Raw genomic sequence first — 19,204 nt, 5'->3', positions numbered from 1 at the left:
GATGCGCTCACTCGGACTCCACCGGTGGCGCGGCCTGCGCGATTCGCCGATAAGCGTCCTCCTCGGTGAGCGGGCGCGCGAAGAGGAAGCCCTGTCCCAGCCGGCAGCCCGCCTCGGCCAGCAGCCGGTGCTCCTCCTCGGTCTCGATGCCCTCGGCCACCACGTCCAGGTTCAGCGTCCCGGCCAGCTGGATGATGCCGCGGACCAGGTCGAGCTGCTGCTGCGAGCCGGTGATGGTGTCCACGAACGACTTGTCCAGCTTCAGCGTGTCCACCGGGACCCGGTGCAGGTAGCTCAGCGAGGAGTAGCCCGTACCGAAGTCGTCGATGGAGATCTTGATCCCGGCCTGGCGCAGCCGCGCGATGTCGCTGTGGATCCGCTCGTGCTCGCCCAGCAGCAGGCTCTCGGTGATCTCCAGCGTGAGCAGGTGCGCGGGCAGCCCGGAGCGGGCGAGCTCCGCGAAGACCTGGTCCACGAAGTCCGGCGAACGGAACTGCCGCACCGAGACGTTGACGCTCACGTACGGCGTGTCCCGCGGGTGCTCCCGGCGCCAGGCGGCAGCGGTGGCCACGGCCGTCCGCAGCACCCAGGCGCCCAGCTCGACGATCAGTCCCGACTCCTCGGCGAGCGGGATGAAGACGGCCGGCGAGACCATCCCGCGCTCCGGGTGCTGCCAGCGCAGCAGCGCCTCGAAGCCGACCGTCCGCGTGCTGCCCAGCTCGACGATCGGCTGGTAGGCGAGCCGGAACGCGTCCTCGGCGAACGCGCGGTCCAGGTCCTTGCGCAGCTGCATCCGGTCGAGGACCTCCTCGTGCAGCGAGGCCTCGTAACGCCGCCACCGCGGCCCGTCACCCGCCGTCACCGTGTCCAGGGCGACGTCCGCCTGACCCAGCAGCTCCTTGGCGGTGCCGGCGTCGGCGGTGGTGGACACGCCCGCGCGCAGGTACGCCGCCACCAGGCTCCCGCCCACGTGGAACCACTCGGCGGAGACGCCCACGACCTGGTCCGCGAGCTTCTCGAGGTACGCCACGTCCGGCGCGTCGCGGATCACGATGCCGAACTCGTCGGCGCCCAGGCGGGCGACGCTGCCCCGGCCGGCGAGCGCCGCGGAGAGCCGCTTCGCCACGACGATCAGCAACTCGTCGCCGACCTCGTGGCCCATCGTGTCGTTGACCGTCCGGAACCCGTCGACGTTGCAGATCATGACGCCGCAGGTGCCGCTCTCCCGGCCCGCGGCGGCCGCGGCCACGTCGTCCTGGAACTGCAGCCGGTTGCCCAGCCCGGTCAGCGGGTCCACGTACGCGCGGGCGATCAGCTCCTGCTCGAGGCGGCGGCGCTCGGTGACGTCGCGCAGCGTGATGACCAGGCCCTGGACGCCCGGCTCCGAGCGCATGTCGCCGATCGCCGCCTCGGTGTAGATCAGCCGGCCGTCGGTACGGCGTACCCGCCACAGGTTGAGCGCTTCGACGGACGGGCCGGTGCGGGCCGCGTCCAGCTCCCGGCGCACGTCGTCGCGCTGCTCCGGGTCGATGAGGTCCAGCACGCCGGTGCCGACCAGGTCGGCCGTGCCGATCACCGGCTCGGCCGCGGGGCTCACGTACGTGATCCGGTTGTCGTCGCCGAGGATCGCGATCACCTCGGTGGCGTTGAGCACCAGCGTCCGGAAGTACGCCTGGCTGTCCCGCCGGCTGATCTCCCGGTTCAGCCGGATGCGGTCGATCATCGTGGCGGCCTGGCCGGCCAGCACCGGCAGCGCCTCCTGCAGGTCGATGAGCGCGAGCTCGTCCGCGCCGACGTACAGGTCGCCGATCCACGTCCGGCCGACCGCCAGCCGGCAGTACAGGGCGAGCTCGTACGTCGCCAGCGGCTCCGCGACCTCGGGCGGCAGCGTCACCACGTACCGCAGCTCCAGCGCGCCGCCCAGCGAACCGCCGGCGGCGACCGGGCCGTCCGGGGTGACCACGGGGTCGTCGTGCACCGCCAGGACCACCCGGTGCTGCGTGCCGGGCGGCAGCATGTGCCCCACCGCGCGGCGTACGACGTCGTTGGCCTCCTCGACCTCGGTGGAGACGAGCAACGCCTCGCACGCCAGCCGCAGCTCGCGCTCGCGGGCCAGCGTCTGGCGCAGGCCCGTGGCGACGGCGGACATGCGTGCCAGCGACAGCAGGATCAGCGCGGCGGAGGCGGCGGCGATGAGGATGCCGTCGGTGACCGGGCCGCGCAGCGCCTGCACCAGCAGGGCCGCGGGGGCCAGCAGCGACGCCACGATCAGCACACCGCGGCGCAGTGAGATCTCCGTGCTGCTGAGCACCTGCGGCTCGGTGGCGCGGATCATCGACGGGTGCAGAGCGGCCGCCCCACCCGCGATGCAGAAGAGCAGCCAGCCCACGTCGCTCGGGCTGCCGAGCTGCCAGAAGCCGCCCAGCCGGCTGAGCCCGTACAGCGTGTCCGCGGTCAGCAGCGCCGCACCGGAGATCAGCAGGAAGACCAGGCTGGTGTTGCGGGTCGCACTCACGCCCAGCCGGGCCAGGATCGCCAGAATCAGCAGATCCGACAGCGGGTACGCGATCGAGACAGCCTTCTCCAGCGGGCTCAGCGTCGGATCCTGCAGGAACGGGTTGATCAGGAACGTCCAGGCGAGGAATCCCACGCCGACGGTGAGGATGACCGCGTCCAGCATGCCGGCGCGGTCGGGCAGCCGCGCGCCCGACCGGGTCAGCCCGACCAGCCCGGCCACCAGGAGGGGCGACGAGACCCCGAGGAACACCAGATCCGCCGGTGAGGGGAACTGACCGGGCGTGAGCAGGGCCACCACCGTGCCCGCCACGAAGGCGGCGTAGCCGCCGCCGAGCAGCAGCCACGGTCCCCGGCGCCGGGGCGCGTTCAGCGTGACGCCGACGACGAAGGCGGTCAGCGACGACAGGACGATCAAGGCCCACGCCGCCACGATCGGCCCCGGCAACACCATGTAGACGCCGACGAGGCAGAAGCTGACGGCGATGTGCGCCATCATCGCCCGGCTCAGCAGCGAGTCCCGGCGGGCCCGGGCCGCGCCGTCGCGCCCGGACGGTCCCGATGACCCCGCCGCCTCCAGGCGCCGCAGCGCCTCCAGGTCCGGCACCGGACGGACACTCGGCTGGTCCGCGACGGAGACGGCGGTGGCCGAGCGTCGCCCGGCGGCACGCCATCGGCGTGCATCGCTCGGGCGACCCTCGACGGAGTAGCGCTCGTCTGCACTCAACGCAACCTGCCCAGGCCGTGTGTGTGCCTGCCGGTGAAAACTGGCGTCACTACCTCTTGATCGGCCTCGGAGATTCAGGACTGAGTGTCAACGCCAGACGACAAATGCATCGCACTCGGGGATTCGGGATCGTACTAGTCGGCCTGGGACGACGCTACCGGTTCAATGGCGTACCGGCATGAGAATGGAGAACCCGGCGGTGCCGCGTACGGCCAGCGGCTTGATCGGGCCGTCCAGCTCCAGCACCAGCTGCCCCGGGCCGCCCGCGTCCAGCGCCTGCAGCAGGAACTCCCGGTTGACCGCCACGTGCGCGTCGGCGTCGGCGGCCCAGGCGTCCGGATCGGCGGTACGCAGCTCGCCGGCCGGGTCGATGGTGAGGATCGCCACCTCGAACCTGGTGCCCTCGTGCTCGTGGGTCACCGTGGTGGCCGCCCGCAGGACGCTGCGCAGCTCGGACCCGTCCACGGTGACGCGCCGGGCGCCGGGGGAGTCGAGGGTCACGAGACGACGGTGATCCGGCCACCCCGCCTCGATCGGGCGGCCCTCGACGCGACGCCCGGCCGTCTCGGCGACCAGCGACGCGTCGTCCAGGATCAGGGTGACGTCTCCGGTGAGCAGCGGGCGCAGCTCGTCGATGAAGGGCAGCGGGGCGGCCACCCGGACCGGCGGGCCGGCCACCGTGGCGGCGGCCTCGGCGACGGCCAGCCGGAACCGGTCGGTGGCCGCCACGGTCAGCACGCCGTCGGCGCCGGTCTCCAGCAGGATGCTGTTGATCATCGGCAGGGCCGGGTCGGCGCAGGCGGCGAAGCGCACCGCGTCGAGGGCGGCGGCGAGCGCGGCGGCGGGCAGGCTGATGCGGGTCATGGTGTTCTCCTCGTCGTCCAGCAGGTGATGGAGCCGGGAGAGCTCACGGCGGGCGTCGGCGAGGCCGTCCTCCAGCCGGCGCAGATGCTCGTCGAGCAGCTTGCGGACGGCCCGGGGATCGGCCAGCTCCGCGACCGCCCGGCCGATGTCCGCGACCGGCATGCCGACCCGGCGCAGCCCGGCCACCAGGCGGGCGGCGAGGATCTGCTCCTCGCCGTACCGCCGGTAGCCGGTCACCGGGTCCACCTCGGCCGGCACGAGCACGCCGGCCCGGTCGTAGAACCGCAGGGCGCTCACCCCGAGGCCGCTGGCCCGGGACACCTCGCCGATTCCGCGCATCTCGCTCTCCACACCGCCGAACCCTGGTGCCTCGACCAGGTCGAGGGTCAAATCCGCCGCGGATCTGTGTCATCGTGCTCGGCATGGCACGTGAGTCGAGATGGTGACGGGCCGGCGGCGCCGGGGCAACCCCGACGACCTTCCGCTGCTGCGCCGGGCCCGGGACCGGATGGACCGCGAGTACGCCCAGCCGCTCGACGTCCCGGCGCTCGCCCGTACGGCGCACATGTCCGCGGGCCACTTCGCGCGCCGCTTCCGCGCCGAGTACGGCGAGACCCCGTACTCGTACCTGATGACCCGCCGCATCGAACGGGCCAAGGCCCTGCTGCGCCGCGGCGACGTCAGCGTGACCGAGGCGTGCGTCCAGGTGGGCTGTACGTCGCTCGGCTCGTTCAGCGCCCGTTTCACCGAACTGGTCGGGCAGACGCCGAGCGCCTACCGGGCCGCGGCCCACGACGGTGTCGCGGCCGTACCCGGGTGCATCGCCCGTGGCCTGGGCCAACCGGTCAGATCCGGAGAAGCGCCGGCGCCCCGCGCGGCCCTAGCGTGAGGGGCATGACGATCTCGCTCTCGCACTGCTTCCTCGTCGTCCACGACTACGACGAGGCTCTGACCTTCTATCGCGACGTGCTCGGCCTCGAGGTGCGTGCCGACGCCATGTTCGAGGACAGCCGCTGGCTGACGCTGGGAGCGCCGGAGCAGCCCGGCGTCGAGATCGGTCTCGAGATCCCGGGCTACTTCCCGCACACCTCGGCGGCCGACCGGCAGGCCACCGCGGACCTGCTGGCCAAGGGGCTGCTGCCGGGCGTCATCTTCCGCACCGACGACTGCGACAAGACCTTCGACCGGGTACGGGCGGCCGGCGCCGACGTGCTCCAGGAACCGATCGATCAGCCGTACGGCGTCCGCGACTGCGCCTTCCGCGACCCCTCCGGGAACATGGTGCGGTTCTCCCAGTACCCGGAGGGGTGACGCGGTCCGAGGTCAGCCGTTCGTGACCGTACCGGTGACCGTGCCCAGGCCGGAGTCCTCCGAGAACTGCAGCTGCACGACCTCGTCGGACTCGGCGAGGCTGTCGGTCACCGTCGGGACGGTGATCTCAGCGCTGGTCTTGCCCGGCTCGATCGTCGTGTACGGGGTCAGATACGTCGACGACAGCGGCCGGGACGGCTCCGGGTCCTCGTACGCGTACTCCTGGAACCAGGCCGGGTCGACGTCGGTGCTGGACAGCTCGGTGCCGCTCGCCGGCTTCAGCGGCGACGCCCAGATGTCGAACGGCGTCTCGGCCGGCGCGGACAGCTTGATCTGCCAGCGCAGCGTGCCGCCCTCGGCCACCTTGTCCGTCACCGTCCCCAGGCTCAGCTTCGGCGCCGGGTCGTCGTTGCGGACGTCGATGCCGCCCTGGTAGTCGCCGATCACGAAGCCGCGTTCGGCCTTGGCGCCGAGCATCTTGCCCTCGTCCTGGCCGTACAGGGTGTCGCCCTCGACCTTGACCGGCACCGGGATGGTGCGGGCGCCGGGGCGGACGGTCGCGAGCCACGACGTGCTCTGGTACGTGACCGAGTCGATCATGAACAGCCGGACCGTGCCGCCGCCCCGGCCGGTGATCTTGACCGGCACCTGGTACGTCTTGGTCCCCGAGTCGCCCTCCTTGACCTTCAGGGTGCCGATGTCGATGCGCGGCAGCGAGGCCTCGCGCGGGTCGGGCGTGCCCGGGTTCCAGCCCCAGGCGTCGACCAGGAACGCCCGGCCGCTCGCCGTACGCGGCGTCAGCTCGAGCTTCGCGACCTTGCCGTGCAGCCCCTTGAGCGGCACCCGCAGTTCCTGCGCCCAGTACGACGTCGTGTATTCGGTGCCGGGCAGCCCGTCGGCGCGCACCTCACCCAGCTGCGTACGGTGCCCGGTCGGGCTGATCACGGCGACGCCGAAGCGGTTGCCCGTGGTGTTCGGCGCGACCATGAGCCGCAGCGCGAGGGAGCGGTGGCCCGCCAGCGACACCGGCCGCGCCGCGGTCAGCGTGATCGGCTTGTCCGCGGACGACCACGTGAGGTCGGCCGCGTACCGGCCGGGCTCGGGCGAGACGCCGTTGAACGAGACGAAGTGCGCCGAGCGCTGCGTGTAGTCCGCGGGGTCCAGACAGGCGCTGGCATCGTCGGCGACCTCGGTGCAGATGCGGGCGCCGGCGCTGGTCGCCACGGACGGCGACGGGATCAGCGCGGCCGTGCGCTGGGCGCCGATGGCGTGGCTGAGCACCCGTGCCGGGTCGGCCGACGGGGCCCGGACGCCGCTGCCGTCGAGCAGCGGCCGTACGCGGTCGTCGCGGCCCACGAAGAGCCGCGCGGCGGCCGCGATGTACGTGGCGCCGACCTGCTGCTCCTGCGGCGCGGTGAGGCGGGTGGGCGTGCCGGGGGAGCAGACCGGGTCGGGCTCCTCGCTCCAGAAGTCGTCCCACGCCGGTGCGGCCGCCTGTCCCGGCGTCCACTCGGTGTTGAAGTAGTTGTGGTTGGCGCCGATCACGTAGAGCGAGCTGTGCAGCGCCTTGCCCCGGCTCACGCCGCGGGTCTCGTCGATGAAGATCTGGCCCTGCAGGTCGGAGACGTCGCCGTCGCAGCCGGGCAGGATCGTCGCCGACGGCACGTCCGGCACCGGGTTGTGCCCGAAGATGGTCGGGCCGATGAGCAGCAGGCCGCGGATCGTCCAGCGGACCTTGCCGTGGTAGCCGTCCTGCGCCGCGGGCGGCGGGGTGAGCGTGTCCATCGCGGCGCGGCTGACGCCCTCACCGCCGCGGGAGTGGCCCATCAGGAACACCTTGGACAGGTCGGCGCGGGGCGCGGACCGGACGATCGCGGGCGCGCCGGAGCGGCCGCTGCCGGCCCAGGCCGCCCACTTCGCCAGGTGCTGGCGGACCAGCGAGGAGCGGGCCTGCGCGCCGCCGTCCTCGGCCGCGAAGTCCTGGCCGTTGATGCCGTTCGCCGAGATGGAGACCGTGACGTAGCCCTGCGAGGCCAGCAGCTCCTGCGCCTGCAGGTAGCCGCGGTAGCTCGGGATCGGCTTGGTGCCCGCGGGGCACGGCCAGTCCTGCGGGGCGTCCTCGTCGGCGCCGTTGTAGCAGATGGAGTGCCGTCCGTGCAGGAACAGCGCGAGAGGCCGCTTGCCCGGCGCGCCCTTCGGCGCGACGACCACGGCCTGCATCTCGACCTTCGCCGGGAAGTCGGGGAGCTTGACGCCGGCCAGCGAGTACTCGCCGCGGACCGTCCGGTACGGACCCTTGACGCCGGGATCGACGGGGTTCTCGGCCAGCGGCGCGGGAGCGCTCACGGCAGGCGCGGCGGACCGGCGGCGGGCGGCGGGCGGGGCGGCCTCGTCCAGGCGCTTGCCGCCCGCCCGGACCTGCAGGGAGTCGAGGCTGGTCACTTCGTGCAGGTCGAGGCGGAACGTCCGCTGGTCGCGCTGGGCGAGCGGCCGGCCCAGAAGGCGGTCGCCGGCCCAGAACTCGACGGCCGCGTCGCCCATCGGCACCCGCTTGTCGGAGTGCCAGGTCAGATGTCCGTCCTGGACGGACCAGCCGGCGGGGAGGCCGACGGGATCCGGATCCGGGGCGGCCCAGGCCTGCCCTCCGGATCCGATCACGAGGGCCGCGGCGAGCGCGGCCGACACGAGGAGTCTTCGCATGCGCCCGTGTCTACTCGATACGTGCAAATCGGTCGATGGGTGTCTAAGCAAGCAGGGCGACGGCGAGCCCGGCCATGACGGCCGCGATCAGGCCGTCGAGGACCCGCCACGCCGCGGGCCGCGCGAGGACCGGTGCCAGCCGCCGTGCGCCGAGGCCGAGACCGGTGAACCACACCGCGCTGGCCGCGGCGGCTCCCAGCCCGAAGAACCACCGGTGCGGGTGCTGCTGTGCGACCGCGCCGAGCAGCAGGACCGTGTCCAGGTAGACGTGCGGGTTCAAGTACGTCAGCGCGAGGCAGGTGAGCAGCGTCGCGCGCAGGGTGGCGGGGCCGCGGCCGGTGGGCGAGAGGGTGGCCGGCCTGAGTGCCCGCTTCGCTGCCGTCACGGCGTACGCCAGAAGGAAGGCGGCCCCGGCCCACCGGATCACCGTGACGGCCACCGGGCGCGCGGCCACGACGGCGCCCAGGCCGGCGATGCCGGCCGTGATCAGCGCGAGGTCGGAGACGGCGCAGACGACCACCACCGGGAGTACGTGTTCCCGCCGCAGGCCCTGGCGCAGCACGAAGGCGTTCTGCGCGCCGATGGCGACGATGAGCACGACGGACGCCGCGAAGCCGGCGAGGGCGGAGGTGAGCACGACGTTCACGCTAGGGCGGTGCCATGCTGTGCTCCAGCTAAAGATTCTTCAGGAACTTAAGGAGAACTGATGGACGCGGTGCAGCTGGCCACGTTCCAGGCGGTGATCGGCGAGGGCAGCTTCGACGCGGCCGCCCGGGCGCTGCACGTGACGCCCTCGGCCGTCAGCCAGCGGGTCAAGGCGCTGGAGCAGGCCGTGGGGCAGGTGCTCGTCCGGCGCACGAAACCGGCCGAGCCGACCGAGGCGGGCCAGGCCCTGGTACGCCTCGCCGGCCAGGTCGCGCTGCTGGAACGCGAGGCCCTCGACGCGGCCCGCGGTGCACTCGGCGGCGGTGGGCGTACCCGGATCGCGGTGGTCGTCAACGCCGACTCGCTGCACACCTGGTTCCTGCCGGCGCTCGCCGCCCTGCCCGCCGAACCGGCGCTCAGCTTCGACCTGCACCAGGACGACCAGGACTACACCGCCGACCTGCTCCGGGCCGGTACGGCCATGGCCGCGGTGACCGCGCAGCACACCGCCGTGCAGGGCTGCCGGGTCGAACGGCTGGGCGCGATGCGTTACCTCGCCGTGGCGGCGCCCGGGGTGTTCGACGACTTCGCGACGACGCCGATGATCGTGCTGAACCGCAAGGACCGGCTGCAGCACCGCTTCCTCGCGTCGGTGACGCGCCGCCACCTCGACCCACCGATCCACTACGTCCCGGCCGCCGCCGCCTTCGTCGACGCGATCCGCCTGGGCCTCGGCTGGGGCATGGTGCCGGAGCAGCTCGCCGGCCCCGACCTGGCCGCCGGCCGCCTGACGCAGCTCACCCCGGGACGCCCTCTCGACGTGCCGCTGTACTGGCAGTACTGGCGCCTGGAATCCACCGTCCTCACGACGCTGACCGCGGCCGTCCGCGCCGCCGCCGGAGAAGTTCTCCGCTGACCGGCGAGATCCGGATCCTGCCGGACAGGAAGGGTGGCAACCTAGGGCGGAGGAGCTGCATGACCGAGGAAGAATTCAACGGGTTCTTCGCGGCGAACTTCACGGACGTGTGGGGATTCGCGCGCCGGCGTACGGATTCCGGCTCCGACGCCGACGACGTCACCGCCGAGACGTTCTCCGTCGCCTGGCGCAGGCGTACGCAGATACCCGCCACCGACGGCCGGTTATGGCTTTTCGGCGTGGCCCGCAACGTCCTGGCGAACCACCGGCGGTCGGCCCGGCGGCAACGCAACCTGCACCTGCGGCTGGCGACCCTGCAGGGGGAACCGGTCGCGTACCAGCAGGACGGGCTCGTCTGGGAGGCGCTGGCAGAGCTGTCCGAGGAAGACCGGGATCTGCTGCTCATGCGCGCCTGGGACGGATTGAGCGTCTCGGACATGGCCACCGTTCTCGGCATTACGGCGGCGAATGTGTCGTCGCGCCTCTACAAAGCACGTGCCCGCCTTTCCCGCGAACTCGAGCGGCGAGATCCTCCCGATGCCGCACAGGTACGGACCGAATCCCGCGGAAAGGGGAGTGATCGCTGATGACCGCCGACGACGACCGTGGAATCGAGCGGCTCGGCGCGCTGGATCCCGTTCTCCGTGACGCCCCTCCGGCGCCGGGATCAGCCCGCTACCGAGCCATTCTGGAGAAGTCCATGACGCAGACCAGCACACCGATCCGAGTCGACCGGACGCCGGCCGCCCCGCGCCGGGGCAAGCGGCGCGCGGTCATCGCCGCCCTGGTCATGGGCGTTGCGGCCGCGGCCGTCGCGGTGACCGTCGCGGTCACCGGCAATTCGCAGCCGAGCGTGTCGCCGACCGCCTCCGGCCCGTCGATCCTGCTGGCCGCCGCCGAGAAGACGCAGAACGTCAAGTCGCTGAAGTTCAGCGAGGCCGTGCACGGCGGTGGCGGTTTCAGCGCGGAGGGCGAGGTGAACGGCGACGACTGGCGCATCGTCACGAAGGGCGAGGGGACCTCCGAGACCACGATCGTCGTGGGCGACGTGCGGTACACCACGCCGGCCGGCGGCAAGACCACGCGCAAGAAGCTCTCCGCCGAGGAGAAGATGGTGCCGTTCACCAAGGCGGCGGGTGACGTCGTCCGCGCCGCCGTCAGCGACGGGAACGTGCAGAGGATCGGCACGGAGAGCGTCCGCGGCGTGGAGGCCACGCACTACCGCCTCAGCATCGCGGAACGCACGAGCGCGGCCGACCCGGATGTCGCGCTGGCGAAGTTGCCGGACACCGAGCTCGGCTGGTTCGGCCTCGACGGCCTCGCCTCCTACAGCTCCCCGGTGACGGTCGACATCTGGGTGGCCGACAACCTCGTCCGTCGCATCGGCGGCACGATCGAGGGGCAGGACCCGCTCGCCACCATCGACTTCTACGACTTCAACAAGCCGGTCACCATCAAGGCGCCGTGAGCCCGGTCAGTCGTTGGCGTGCAGCGCCGCGTTGAGCTCGATGCCCGTTCCCTTGCGGGGGCGGGCTTCGAGCGCGCCGGTGACGGAGTTGCGCCAGAACAGCAGGTTGTCGACGCCCGACAGCTCGCGCGCCTTGACCACGCGGCCGTCCGGCAGGGTGATCTTCGAGCCGGCGGTGATGTAGCAGCCCGCCTCGACCACGCAGTCGTCGCCGAGCGAGATGCCGATGCCCGCGTTCGCGCCGAGCAGGCTGCGCTCGCCGATCGACACCTTGTCCTTGCCGCCGCCGGAGAGCGTGCCCATGATCGACGAACCCGCGCCGACGTCGGAGCTGTCGCCCACCACGACGCCCTGCACGATGCGGCCCTCGACCATCGACGTGCCCAGCGTGCCGGCGTTGAAGTTGCAGAACCCCTCGTGCATGACGGTGGTCCCGCTCGCCAGGTGCGCACCGAGCCGCACCCGGTCCGCGTCGGCGATGCGTACGCCCGACGGCACCACGTAGTCCGTCATCCGCGGGAACTTGTCGACGCCGTACACCGAGAGGTGCCGGCCGGCCGCGCGCTCGATCAGGCGCAGCTCGTCCACCCGGTCCGGCGGGCACGGGCCGGCCGAGGTCCACGCCACGTTGGCCAGCTTGCCGAAGATGCCGTCGAGGTTCTGCTCGTTGGGCCGCACCAGGCAGTGCGACAACAGGTGCAGCCGCAGGTACGCGTCCGCGGAGTCCTTGACCGGGTCGGCGAGCGAGCCGACCTCGGTGCGCACCTCGACGGTGGAGAGGCCGGCGAGCGCCTTCGGGCCGACCAGCCCGGCGGGCAGCGTCGGCGGCTCCTCCGGGAGGGCGCCGAGGCCCAGATAGCCGGTGGGATACCAGGTGTCGAGGACCGTCCCGTCGGCGGTGACGGTGGCGAGGCCGATGCCCCAGGCTGCCGAGGTCGAGATCGCACTACTCACACCGCGGAACCCTACTAGGGCATGTCCGGCCGGTAGTGTGCGGCTCATGGGAAACCCCCTGACCCCGGACGTTCTCGTCGATCCGGTGGTGCTCACCCGCACCCTGGTCGACGTCGAGTCCGTCTCGGGCGCCGAGAAGGTCATCGCCGACTGCGTGGAGGACGTCCTGCGGCAGGCGCCGCACCTGAGCACCGAGCGCCACCAGAACACGGTGATGGCCCGGACGGACCTCGGCCGGGAGCGACGTGTCGTGCTCGCCGGGCACCTCGACACCGTGCCGGTCAACGGCAACCTGCCCTCGACCGTCGTGGACGACCTCATCTACGGATGCGGCACCGCGGACATGAAGTCGGGCGTGGCCCTGGCTCTGCACCTCGCGGCCACCCTGCCGGACCCGCGCTACGACCTGACGTTCCTGTTCTACGAGGCCGAGGAGATCGAGAGCCGGTTCAACGGACTGCACCTGCTCTCGCAACACCGTCCGGAGTGGCTGGCCGCCGACTTCGCGGTCCTGCTGGAGCCCACGTACGGGGTGGTCGAGGCCGGCTGCCAGGGCACTTTGAAGGTGACCGTACGCACCCACGGGCGCCGGGCACACCCCGCTCGGGCGTGGCGGGGAGTGAACGCGATCCATGCCGCGGGGGAGGTGCTGCGATGCCTCGACGACTACCGTCCGCGCACGGTGACCATCGACGGGTGTACGTACCGTGAAGGGCTCAACGCCGTACGGATCTCCGGCGGGGTGGCCGGCAACGTGATCCCGGACGAGTGCGCCGTCGAGGTCGACCTGCGCTTCGCCCCGGACCGTACGGAGCGGCAGGCGCTCGACCACCTGCACGAGGTCTTCGCCGGCTTCGACCTCGAGGTGACCGACTCGGCGCCCGGCGCGCTGCCCGGGCTGGACGCGGCCCCGGCCCGCGACTTCGTGACCGCGGTGGGCGCCGAGCCGGCCGCGAAGCTGGGCTGGACCGACGTGTCCCGGTTCGCGGCGCTGGGCGTGCCCGCGCTGAACTACGGGCCGGGGGACCCGATGCTGGCCCACGCCCCGGACGAGCACGTGGAGATCGGGAAGATCAGGGACGGCGCGGCCACGCTGCACCGCTGGCTGGCGGCGTACTGATCGTCAGCTCTGTTGCGGCCGCGGTATCTCCACCGTGGCCTCGGGGTCGAAAGCCGGGTCCGACGGCGGCCGCAGGGCCAGCGCCAGGCGCCGCTCCTCGACGACCTGCCGGATCCGCCGCTGCATGCGGCGCTGCATCTTCATGCGCTCGTAACGGGTCATCACGGTGGCTCCTTCGCCCAGATGCCCGGCCGGAGCCGGTCGCCGTGCCTGCCGTGCGCGTCGGTAACTGCGCGGGTCGGTAACTGTACAGACGTCGCGGAGCTACCGTCCGTTGCTTCAATCTGGCAAAACGCCGCGGGGCCGCAATCCTCTTGCCGAAACCCAACCGGTTATTCACCGGTTACGGACCGTCCGCACTACCGTGGGTGCCATGACGGACAGCACCAACGGCCGTGGTCGCGTACCCCATGAGCGTCATCGCGGCGCCGTCACGCTGCGGCGTGAGTCGATTCCACCGAGCACGGCCGACGAGAAACTGCTCGACTCGCACCACCGGGGCGAGTGGAAGACGAAGGACGCCTGGCGGGCGCTGCGGATCCTCTCGGAGTTCGTCGAGGGCTTCGACACCCTCGCCGATCTGCCCCCGGCGGTCAGCGTCTTCGGCTCCGCCCGCAGCCTGCCGGACAGCCCCGAGTGCGAGCTCGCCGCCGACCTCGGCGCGGCCCTCGCCGAGGCCGGGTACGCGGTGATCACCGGCGGCGGCCCGGGTGTGATGGAGGCGGCCAACCGCGGTGCCACCGAGGCGGGCGGCATGTCGGTCGGGCTCGGCATCGAACTGCCGTTCGAGCAGGGACTCAACGACTGGGTCGACATCGGCATCGACTTCCGCTACTTCTTCGTCCGCAAGACCATGTTCGTCAAGTACGCGCAGGCGTTCGTGGTGCTGCCGGGCGGCTTCGGCACCCTCGACGAGCTGTTCGAGGCGGTCACGCTCGTCCAGACCCGCAAAGTCACCCGGTTCCCGGTCATCCTCATGGGCTCCGAATACTGGGGCGGCCTGTTCGACTGGATCAAGCAGCGGCTGCTCGCCGACGGCAAGGTCGGCCCCGACGACCTGGACCTCATCACGCTGACCGACGACGTCGGGGAGGCGGTCAAGATGATCGTGGACGCCGACCGCGCCGCCAACGGCTCCGGGAAGCGGTGACGTGGCGGCCATCTGCGTCTTCTGTGCCTCCTCGTCCGTGATCGACCGCAAGCACCTCGACCTCGCCACCGCGTTCGGCAAGGCCCTCGGCCCGCGCGGGCACACCCTCGTCTCGGGTGGCGGCTGCGTCGGCATGATGGGCGCGGTCGCCGACGGCGCCCGGATCGGCGGCGCGCACACCCTCGGCGTGATCCCGCAGTCCCTGGTGGACCTCGAGGTCGCCGACGCCGCCGCGGACGAGCTGGTCGTCACCACGGACATGGGCGCCCGCAAGAACATCATGATCGAGCGTTCCGACGCCTTCGTGACGCTGCCCGGCGGTCTGGGCACCCTGGACGAACTGTTCGAGGTGTGGACGACGGCCACCCTCGACCTGCACCGCAAGCCGATCGTCGTGCTCGACCCGGACGGCTTCTACGGCGGACTGTGGACCTGGCTGGGCGAGATCACCGAGACGGCGTTCGTCCGCCGGCCCGCGCTCGCGCAGGTCACCCTGGTGACCTCGATCGACGCCGCGCTGGACGCGGTCGAGCAGGCGCTCGCGGCGTAGTCGCCTTCCCGCTTCGCCTGCGGCGTCTCGTCGCTTTCCGGCGCCTTCCCGCTCTGCTTGCGGCGCGGGTGTCACGCCGGGGACGGTAGTCATCCGTCCCCGGCGTGACCAGGGGCCTCGGCAGCCCGCCGGGCGACGCGGTGGGCGCGCCGGGGCACGCTCTCACCGGACGCGCGCCCGGTGCGCGACACTCCCGCGGCGCCGGCGGCTTGGACGCTGCCGGGCCGGGCTCCGTCGCCGCGCGCCCACGGCGGCCCGCGGCGGCGAGGAGACGCCGGCCCGCCCTGGCCCGCGGGGACAGGTCAGGGAGTCCGCAGGGCGTCCCCAGCCCTGCCGAACCGGTGCGACTGCGGCTGCCGGCCCGACAGGGGGTCTGCTAGATGGGTTTAGCGGTGACGCTCCTCCCTTCCGGGCCGAGCGTCAAGAGCCGTCGATGCGTCAGACCCCCGTGAAGTTTCACGAAAGGTGCTCCGACGACCTCGGCGACGTGGACGCCGCGTGGAAGACTCTGCGTCATGCCCCAGCAACGGGCGACCCTGCTGCAGGTCGCACAGCGGGCCGGCGTGTCCCGCAGTACGGCGTCCTTCGTCCTCGCCGGCCGCCACGTCGACATGCGGATCTCGGAGGACGCCCGGCAACGGGTGCTCCGGGCGGCCCAGGAGCTGGACTACCGGCCCAACCTCATGGCGCGGAGCCTGCGGACGAAGGTCACCAAGACCGTCGCTCTGGTCTCCGACACCCTGGCGTCCGACCCGTACGCCGGCCGCGCCATCCACGGCGCGCTCGCCGCGGCGGTCGCCCACGGCCACCTGCTCTTCATCGGCGAGACCGAGGGGGACGCGGTCGTCGAGGACAAGCTCATCTCCGACTTCCTCGACCGGCAGGTCGACGCCTTCGTGTACGCGAGCATGTTCACCCGGTACGTCCGCATCCCCAAGGTGCTCAAGGGCCACCCCGTCGTCCTGCTCAACTGCCTGACGCGGGCGGCGAAGCCGGCGTACCACGCGGTGATCCCCGACGAGGTCGGCGCCGGCTGGAGCGCCGCCAAGACGATCATCGAGGCGGGTCACCGGGACGGCATCCACCTCGTCGGCAACCCCGCCCAGCACGTCTTCGCCGGCCGCGAACGCCTCGCCGGCATCCGCGAGGGTTTCGGCGCCGCGGGGGTCAAGCTCGCCGGCACCATCGACTGCGACTGGTGGCCGGAGCCCGCGTACGAGGCGGTGCGCGCCGCGCTGGCGAACGGGCTCAACCCGCGCACGCTGATCTGCCTGAACGACCGGATCGCGCTGGGGGCGTACCAGGCGCTCCGCGAATCCGGGCGGGCCGTCCCCGACGACGTGTCGGTGCTCTCCTTCGACGACTCCGACCTCGCCGCGTGGCTGCGACCCCAGCTGACCAGCATCTCCCTGCCGCACTACCAGCTCGGATGGAAGGCCGTGGAGCTGCTGCTCGGCTCGCCGGGCAAACCCGAGGTGCACCGCGTGCCCATGCCCGTACGCCTGCGCGCCTCGATCGGGAAGCCCTGAAGCGGTTTTTGTCGTAGCTGCGTGGTGTCATTGGTGCCGTGACCTCGACCCCCGCGGCCGTGCGCCGGCCCGCGTACCGGCTGGTGCGCCGCCCCGCGCCCGCCGCGGTCCCGCTGCTGGACGACCCGCTGCAGCGGTATGTCGCCGGGCACACCGACGGCCCGCTGCTGGTCGTCGGCGGCCCCGGCACGGGCAAGACCACCGTGCTGGTCGAGGCCGTCGCCGAGCGCATCGCCGCGGGCGTCGACCCGGAACGCATCCTGGTGCTGACCTTCGGCCGCCGCGGCGCGACGGCGCTGCGCGACCGCATCGAGGCCCGCATCGGCGGCGCGACCTACCACGAGCCATTGGTACGCACCTTCCACGCGTACGCCTTCGGCCTGCTCCGACGGGCGGCCGCCGAGCGCGGCGAGCCGTCCCCCCGGCTGCTCACCGGCCCGGAGCAGGACCTCGTCATCCGTGAGCTTCTCGAGGTCGTCGGCGACGACGAGGCGCTGGACACGGTCGGCTGGCCCGAGGCGCTGCGCCCGGCCCTGCCCACCCGGGCGTTCGCCCAGCAGCTGCGCGACCTCATGCAACGCGCCGCGGAGCGCGGCGTCGGCCCGGCCGAGCTCGCCCGCCTCGGCGAGAAGCTCGGCCGCGACGACTGGCCGGCCGCGGCCCGCTTCCTCCGCGAGTACGTCGCCGTCCTCGCCCTGCGCGACGTCACCACCCGAGGCTCGACGGCCTACGACCCGGCCGAGCTCATCCGGGCCGCCTCCGGCCTGCTCACCGACGACCCGGCCCTGCTCGAAACGGAACGCCGCCGCCTCGAGTACGTCTACGTCGACGAACTCGCCGACACCGACCCGGCCCAGGTCGAGCTGCTCTCCCTGGTCGCCGGGGGCGGCAAACCCCTGGTGGCGTTCGGCGACCCGGATTCGTCCATCTACGGCTTCCGCGGCGCCGACCCGGAGGTCATCGACACCTTCCCGACCCGCTTCCGCACCGCCTCGGGCGCGCTGGCGGAGGTCGTCACGCTGCACACCAACTACCGCGCCCGGCCGGCCCTGCTGGAGGCGACGAGCCGGGTCGCACGCCGGATGCGCGGCCGGGTACGCCACCGCCCCATGCACCCGCCGCCCCCATCCCCGCCGTCTTCTCCGTCCCCGCCGTCTTCTCCGGCCCCGCAGTCTTCTCCGGCCCCGCAGTCTTCTCCGGCCGCGGCGCCTTCCTCGGCCGTGGCGCCTTCCCCGGCCGTGGCGCCCTCTTCGGCCGTGGCGCCTTCTCCGGCGGATGGGCCGGCGGCCGGGGCGGTCGTGCGGACATTCCGCTCGCCGACCAGCGAGACCGCGTTCGTCGCGCACGCCCTGCGCGAGGCCCACCTCCTGCACGGCGTGCCATGGTCGCGCATGGCCGTCGTCCTGCGGTCCACCAGCCTGCAACTGCCCTCGCTGCAGCGCGGGCTCGCGGCCGCCGGCGTACCGACCGTCACCCACGCCGAGGACCTGCCGCTGCACCTGCAGCCCGCGGTCGCTCCCTTCCTGCTGCTTCTGCGTTGCGCGCTCGACCCCACGGTGCTGGACGAGGAGGCGGCGGTAGCGCTGCTGCACTCACCGCTGGGCGGGGCGGACCCGCTGGCCGAGCGGCGGCTGCGGCAGGGGTTGCGGGCCCTGGCGATGGCGGCCGGCGACCGCAGGCCCTCCGGTGAGCTGCTCGTCGACGCCGTACGCGACCCCGCCGGCCTCGACATGGTCGAGCGGCGCTGGGCGGCCCCCGCGCAGAACATCGCCCGGCTGCTCACCACCGCGCGGGAGGCGGCGGCCGCGCCGGGCGCGACCGCCGAGCAGGTGCTCTGGTCGGTCTGGCGGGCCGGTGGTCTCGCCGACAAGTGGTACGCCCTCAGCACCCGCGGCGCCCCCGCCGACCCCGGCGGCGAAGGCAGCCGGGCCCGCCAGTGGCGCGCCGAGGCAGCCGACCGGGACCTCGACGCGATGGTGGTGCTCTTCGACGCGGCCGCCCGGTTCGTCGACCGGCTGCCGGGTGCGCGTACCGAAGTCTTCCTCGACCACGTGCTGGGCCAGGACCTGCCCGCCGACTCGATCGCCCCGAGCGCCGACCGCGGCGAGGCCGTACGCCTGCTCACCGCGCACGCCGCCAAGGGCCTCGAGTGGGACGTGGTCGTGCTGGCCGGCGTACAGGAGGGCATCTGGCCCGACCTGCGGCTGCGCGGCAGCCTGCTCGGCTCGGAACGGCTCGTCGACGTTCTCGCCGGGCGGGCCGCGCCGGGCTCCGCGGCGATCGCCGGGCAGACGTCGGCGCTGCTCGACGAGGAACGCCGCCTCTTCTACGTGGCCACGACCCGGGCGCGGCAGCGGCTCGTCGTGACGGCGGTGGCGTCGGCCAGCGTGGGCGGCGCGGACGGCGAGGAACAGCCCAGCCGCTTCCTGACCGAACTCGCCATGCCCGACCGCCGCGGCGGAGACGACCCGCCGCCCGGCCCCGGCGACCCGGGCCCAGACCCAGGCCCAGGTCCTACGGAACCGGGCCCCGACGACCCCGGCCCCCCGGAGCCCGACCTGGACGACCCGGGCCTGCGGGAACCGGAACCCGACGGTCCCAACCCGGCCGGTCCCGTCAACCCGGCGCCGGCGCCGATACCCGCGGACGTCCCGGTCTTCGCCGACCCGGCCGCCGACCCGGCCGCCGACCCGGCCGCCGACCCGGCCGCCGACCCGGCCGCCGGCCAGGCCGCCGCGCCGTCGGACCTGCCCGCC

The 19,204-nt window shown here is 72.9% G+C and carries 16 protein-coding genes; 10 read left to right on the top strand and 6 right to left on the bottom strand.

What is annotated here, in order from left to right:
* Positions 1 to 7: 7 nt before the first annotated feature.
* Positions 8 to 3,121 (bottom strand): bifunctional diguanylate cyclase/phosphodiesterase, encoded by a 3,114-nt coding sequence (locus AB0K03_RS11150; protein ID WP_364683108.1) that lies wholly within the window; start codon positions 3,119 to 3,121, stop codon positions 8 to 10.
* Positions 3,122 to 3,403: 282 nt separating this feature from the next.
* Positions 3,404 to 4,444 (bottom strand): MerR family transcriptional regulator, encoded by a 1,041-nt coding sequence (locus AB0K03_RS11145; RefSeq protein ID WP_364683718.1) that lies wholly within the window; start codon positions 4,442 to 4,444, stop codon positions 3,404 to 3,406.
* A gap of 100 nt (positions 4,445 to 4,544) precedes the next feature.
* On the opposite strand from AB0K03_RS11145, the gene AB0K03_RS11140 reads away from it, so the two are divergent.
* Both AB0K03_RS11140 and AB0K03_RS11135 read left to right on the top strand, forming a co-directional pair.
* The gene (locus AB0K03_RS11140; protein WP_364683106.1) at positions 4,545 to 4,994 is read left to right on the top strand and encodes a helix-turn-helix transcriptional regulator; all 450 of its coding nucleotides are present in this window, start codon (positions 4,545 to 4,547) and stop codon (positions 4,992 to 4,994) included.
* Between the two features lie 5 nt (positions 4,995 to 4,999).
* Positions 5,000 to 5,416, top strand: a complete 417-nt coding sequence (locus AB0K03_RS11135) for a VOC family protein (protein ID WP_364683104.1) — start codon at positions 5,000 to 5,002, stop codon at positions 5,414 to 5,416.
* Positions 5,417 to 5,428: 12 nt separating this feature from the next.
* Here AB0K03_RS11135 and AB0K03_RS11130 read toward each other — a convergent pair whose 3' ends face one another.
* The gene (locus tag AB0K03_RS11130; protein WP_364683102.1) at positions 5,429 to 8,116 is read right to left on the bottom strand and encodes a hypothetical protein; all 2,688 of its coding nucleotides are present in this window, start codon (positions 8,114 to 8,116) and stop codon (positions 5,429 to 5,431) included.
* A gap of 43 nt (positions 8,117 to 8,159) precedes the next feature.
* Complete coding sequence (locus AB0K03_RS11125; RefSeq protein ID WP_364683100.1) at positions 8,160 to 8,753, bottom strand: LysE/ArgO family amino acid transporter; 594 nt, start codon at positions 8,751 to 8,753, stop codon at positions 8,160 to 8,162.
* Positions 8,754 to 8,819: 66 nt separating this feature from the next.
* Here AB0K03_RS11125 and AB0K03_RS11120 point away from each other — a divergent pair, with 66 nt between their 5' ends.
* Genes AB0K03_RS11120 through AB0K03_RS11110 form a run of 3 tightly spaced genes read left to right on the top strand, consistent with a single transcriptional unit; the run spans position 8,820 to position 11,145 of the window.
* Complete coding sequence (locus AB0K03_RS11120) at positions 8,820 to 9,677, top strand: LysR family transcriptional regulator ArgP (protein ID WP_364683716.1); 858 nt, start codon at positions 8,820 to 8,822, stop codon at positions 9,675 to 9,677.
* Positions 9,678 to 9,736: 59 nt separating this feature from the next.
* Positions 9,737 to 10,264: a sigma-70 family RNA polymerase sigma factor gene (locus tag AB0K03_RS11115; protein ID WP_364683098.1), complete on the top strand. Its 528-nt coding sequence runs from the start codon at positions 9,737 to 9,739 to the stop codon at positions 10,262 to 10,264.
* Positions 10,264 to 11,145: a hypothetical protein gene (locus AB0K03_RS11110; RefSeq protein WP_364683096.1), complete on the top strand. Its 882-nt coding sequence runs from the start codon at positions 10,264 to 10,266 to the stop codon at positions 11,143 to 11,145. Before AB0K03_RS11115 ends, AB0K03_RS11110 begins: the two co-directional genes overlap by 1 nt.
* A 6-nt stretch (positions 11,146 to 11,151) precedes the next feature.
* On the opposite strand, the gene dapD is transcribed toward AB0K03_RS11110, so the two are convergent.
* Positions 11,152 to 12,099 (bottom strand): 2,3,4,5-tetrahydropyridine-2,6-dicarboxylate N-succinyltransferase, encoded by a 948-nt coding sequence (dapD, locus tag AB0K03_RS11105; RefSeq protein WP_364683094.1) that lies wholly within the window; start codon positions 12,097 to 12,099, stop codon positions 11,152 to 11,154.
* A gap of 46 nt (positions 12,100 to 12,145) precedes the next feature.
* Here dapD and dapE point away from each other — a divergent pair, with 46 nt between their 5' ends.
* Entirely contained in the window at positions 12,146 to 13,219 is a 1,074-nt protein-coding gene (gene dapE / locus AB0K03_RS11100; protein ID WP_364683092.1) for a succinyl-diaminopimelate desuccinylase, read from the top strand.
* A gap of 3 nt (positions 13,220 to 13,222) precedes the next feature.
* Here dapE and AB0K03_RS11095 read toward each other — a convergent pair whose 3' ends face one another.
* Complete coding sequence (locus tag AB0K03_RS11095) at positions 13,223 to 13,381, bottom strand: hypothetical protein (protein WP_364683090.1); 159 nt, start codon at positions 13,379 to 13,381, stop codon at positions 13,223 to 13,225.
* Positions 13,382 to 13,592: 211 nt separating this feature from the next.
* Here AB0K03_RS11095 and AB0K03_RS11090 point away from each other — a divergent pair, with 211 nt between their 5' ends.
* The 4 genes from AB0K03_RS11090 to AB0K03_RS11075 form a co-directional block, all read left to right on the top strand.
* Positions 13,593 to 14,369: a TIGR00730 family Rossman fold protein gene (locus tag AB0K03_RS11090; protein ID WP_364683088.1), complete on the top strand. Its 777-nt coding sequence runs from the start codon at positions 13,593 to 13,595 to the stop codon at positions 14,367 to 14,369.
* Position 14,370: 1 nt separating this feature from the next.
* Complete coding sequence (locus AB0K03_RS11085; protein ID WP_364683086.1) at positions 14,371 to 14,919, top strand: TIGR00730 family Rossman fold protein; 549 nt, start codon at positions 14,371 to 14,373, stop codon at positions 14,917 to 14,919.
* 515 nt (positions 14,920 to 15,434) lie between these two features.
* The gene (locus AB0K03_RS11080) at positions 15,435 to 16,448 is read left to right on the top strand and encodes a LacI family DNA-binding transcriptional regulator (protein ID WP_364683084.1); all 1,014 of its coding nucleotides are present in this window, start codon (positions 15,435 to 15,437) and stop codon (positions 16,446 to 16,448) included.
* Positions 16,449 to 16,507: 59 nt separating this feature from the next.
* On the top strand, positions 16,508 to 19,204 hold a 2,697-nt coding region (locus tag AB0K03_RS11075), incomplete at its 3' end, for an ATP-dependent helicase (RefSeq protein ID WP_364683714.1).

It is taken from the genome of Actinoplanes sp. NPDC049316, assembly GCF_040677315.1.
In the GTDB taxonomy this organism is placed as follows: domain Bacteria; phylum Actinomycetota; class Actinomycetes; order Mycobacteriales; family Micromonosporaceae; genus Actinoplanes.
Note: the sequence above shows the minus strand (reverse complement) of the source record. Positions and strands in the feature narration are given on the sequence as shown.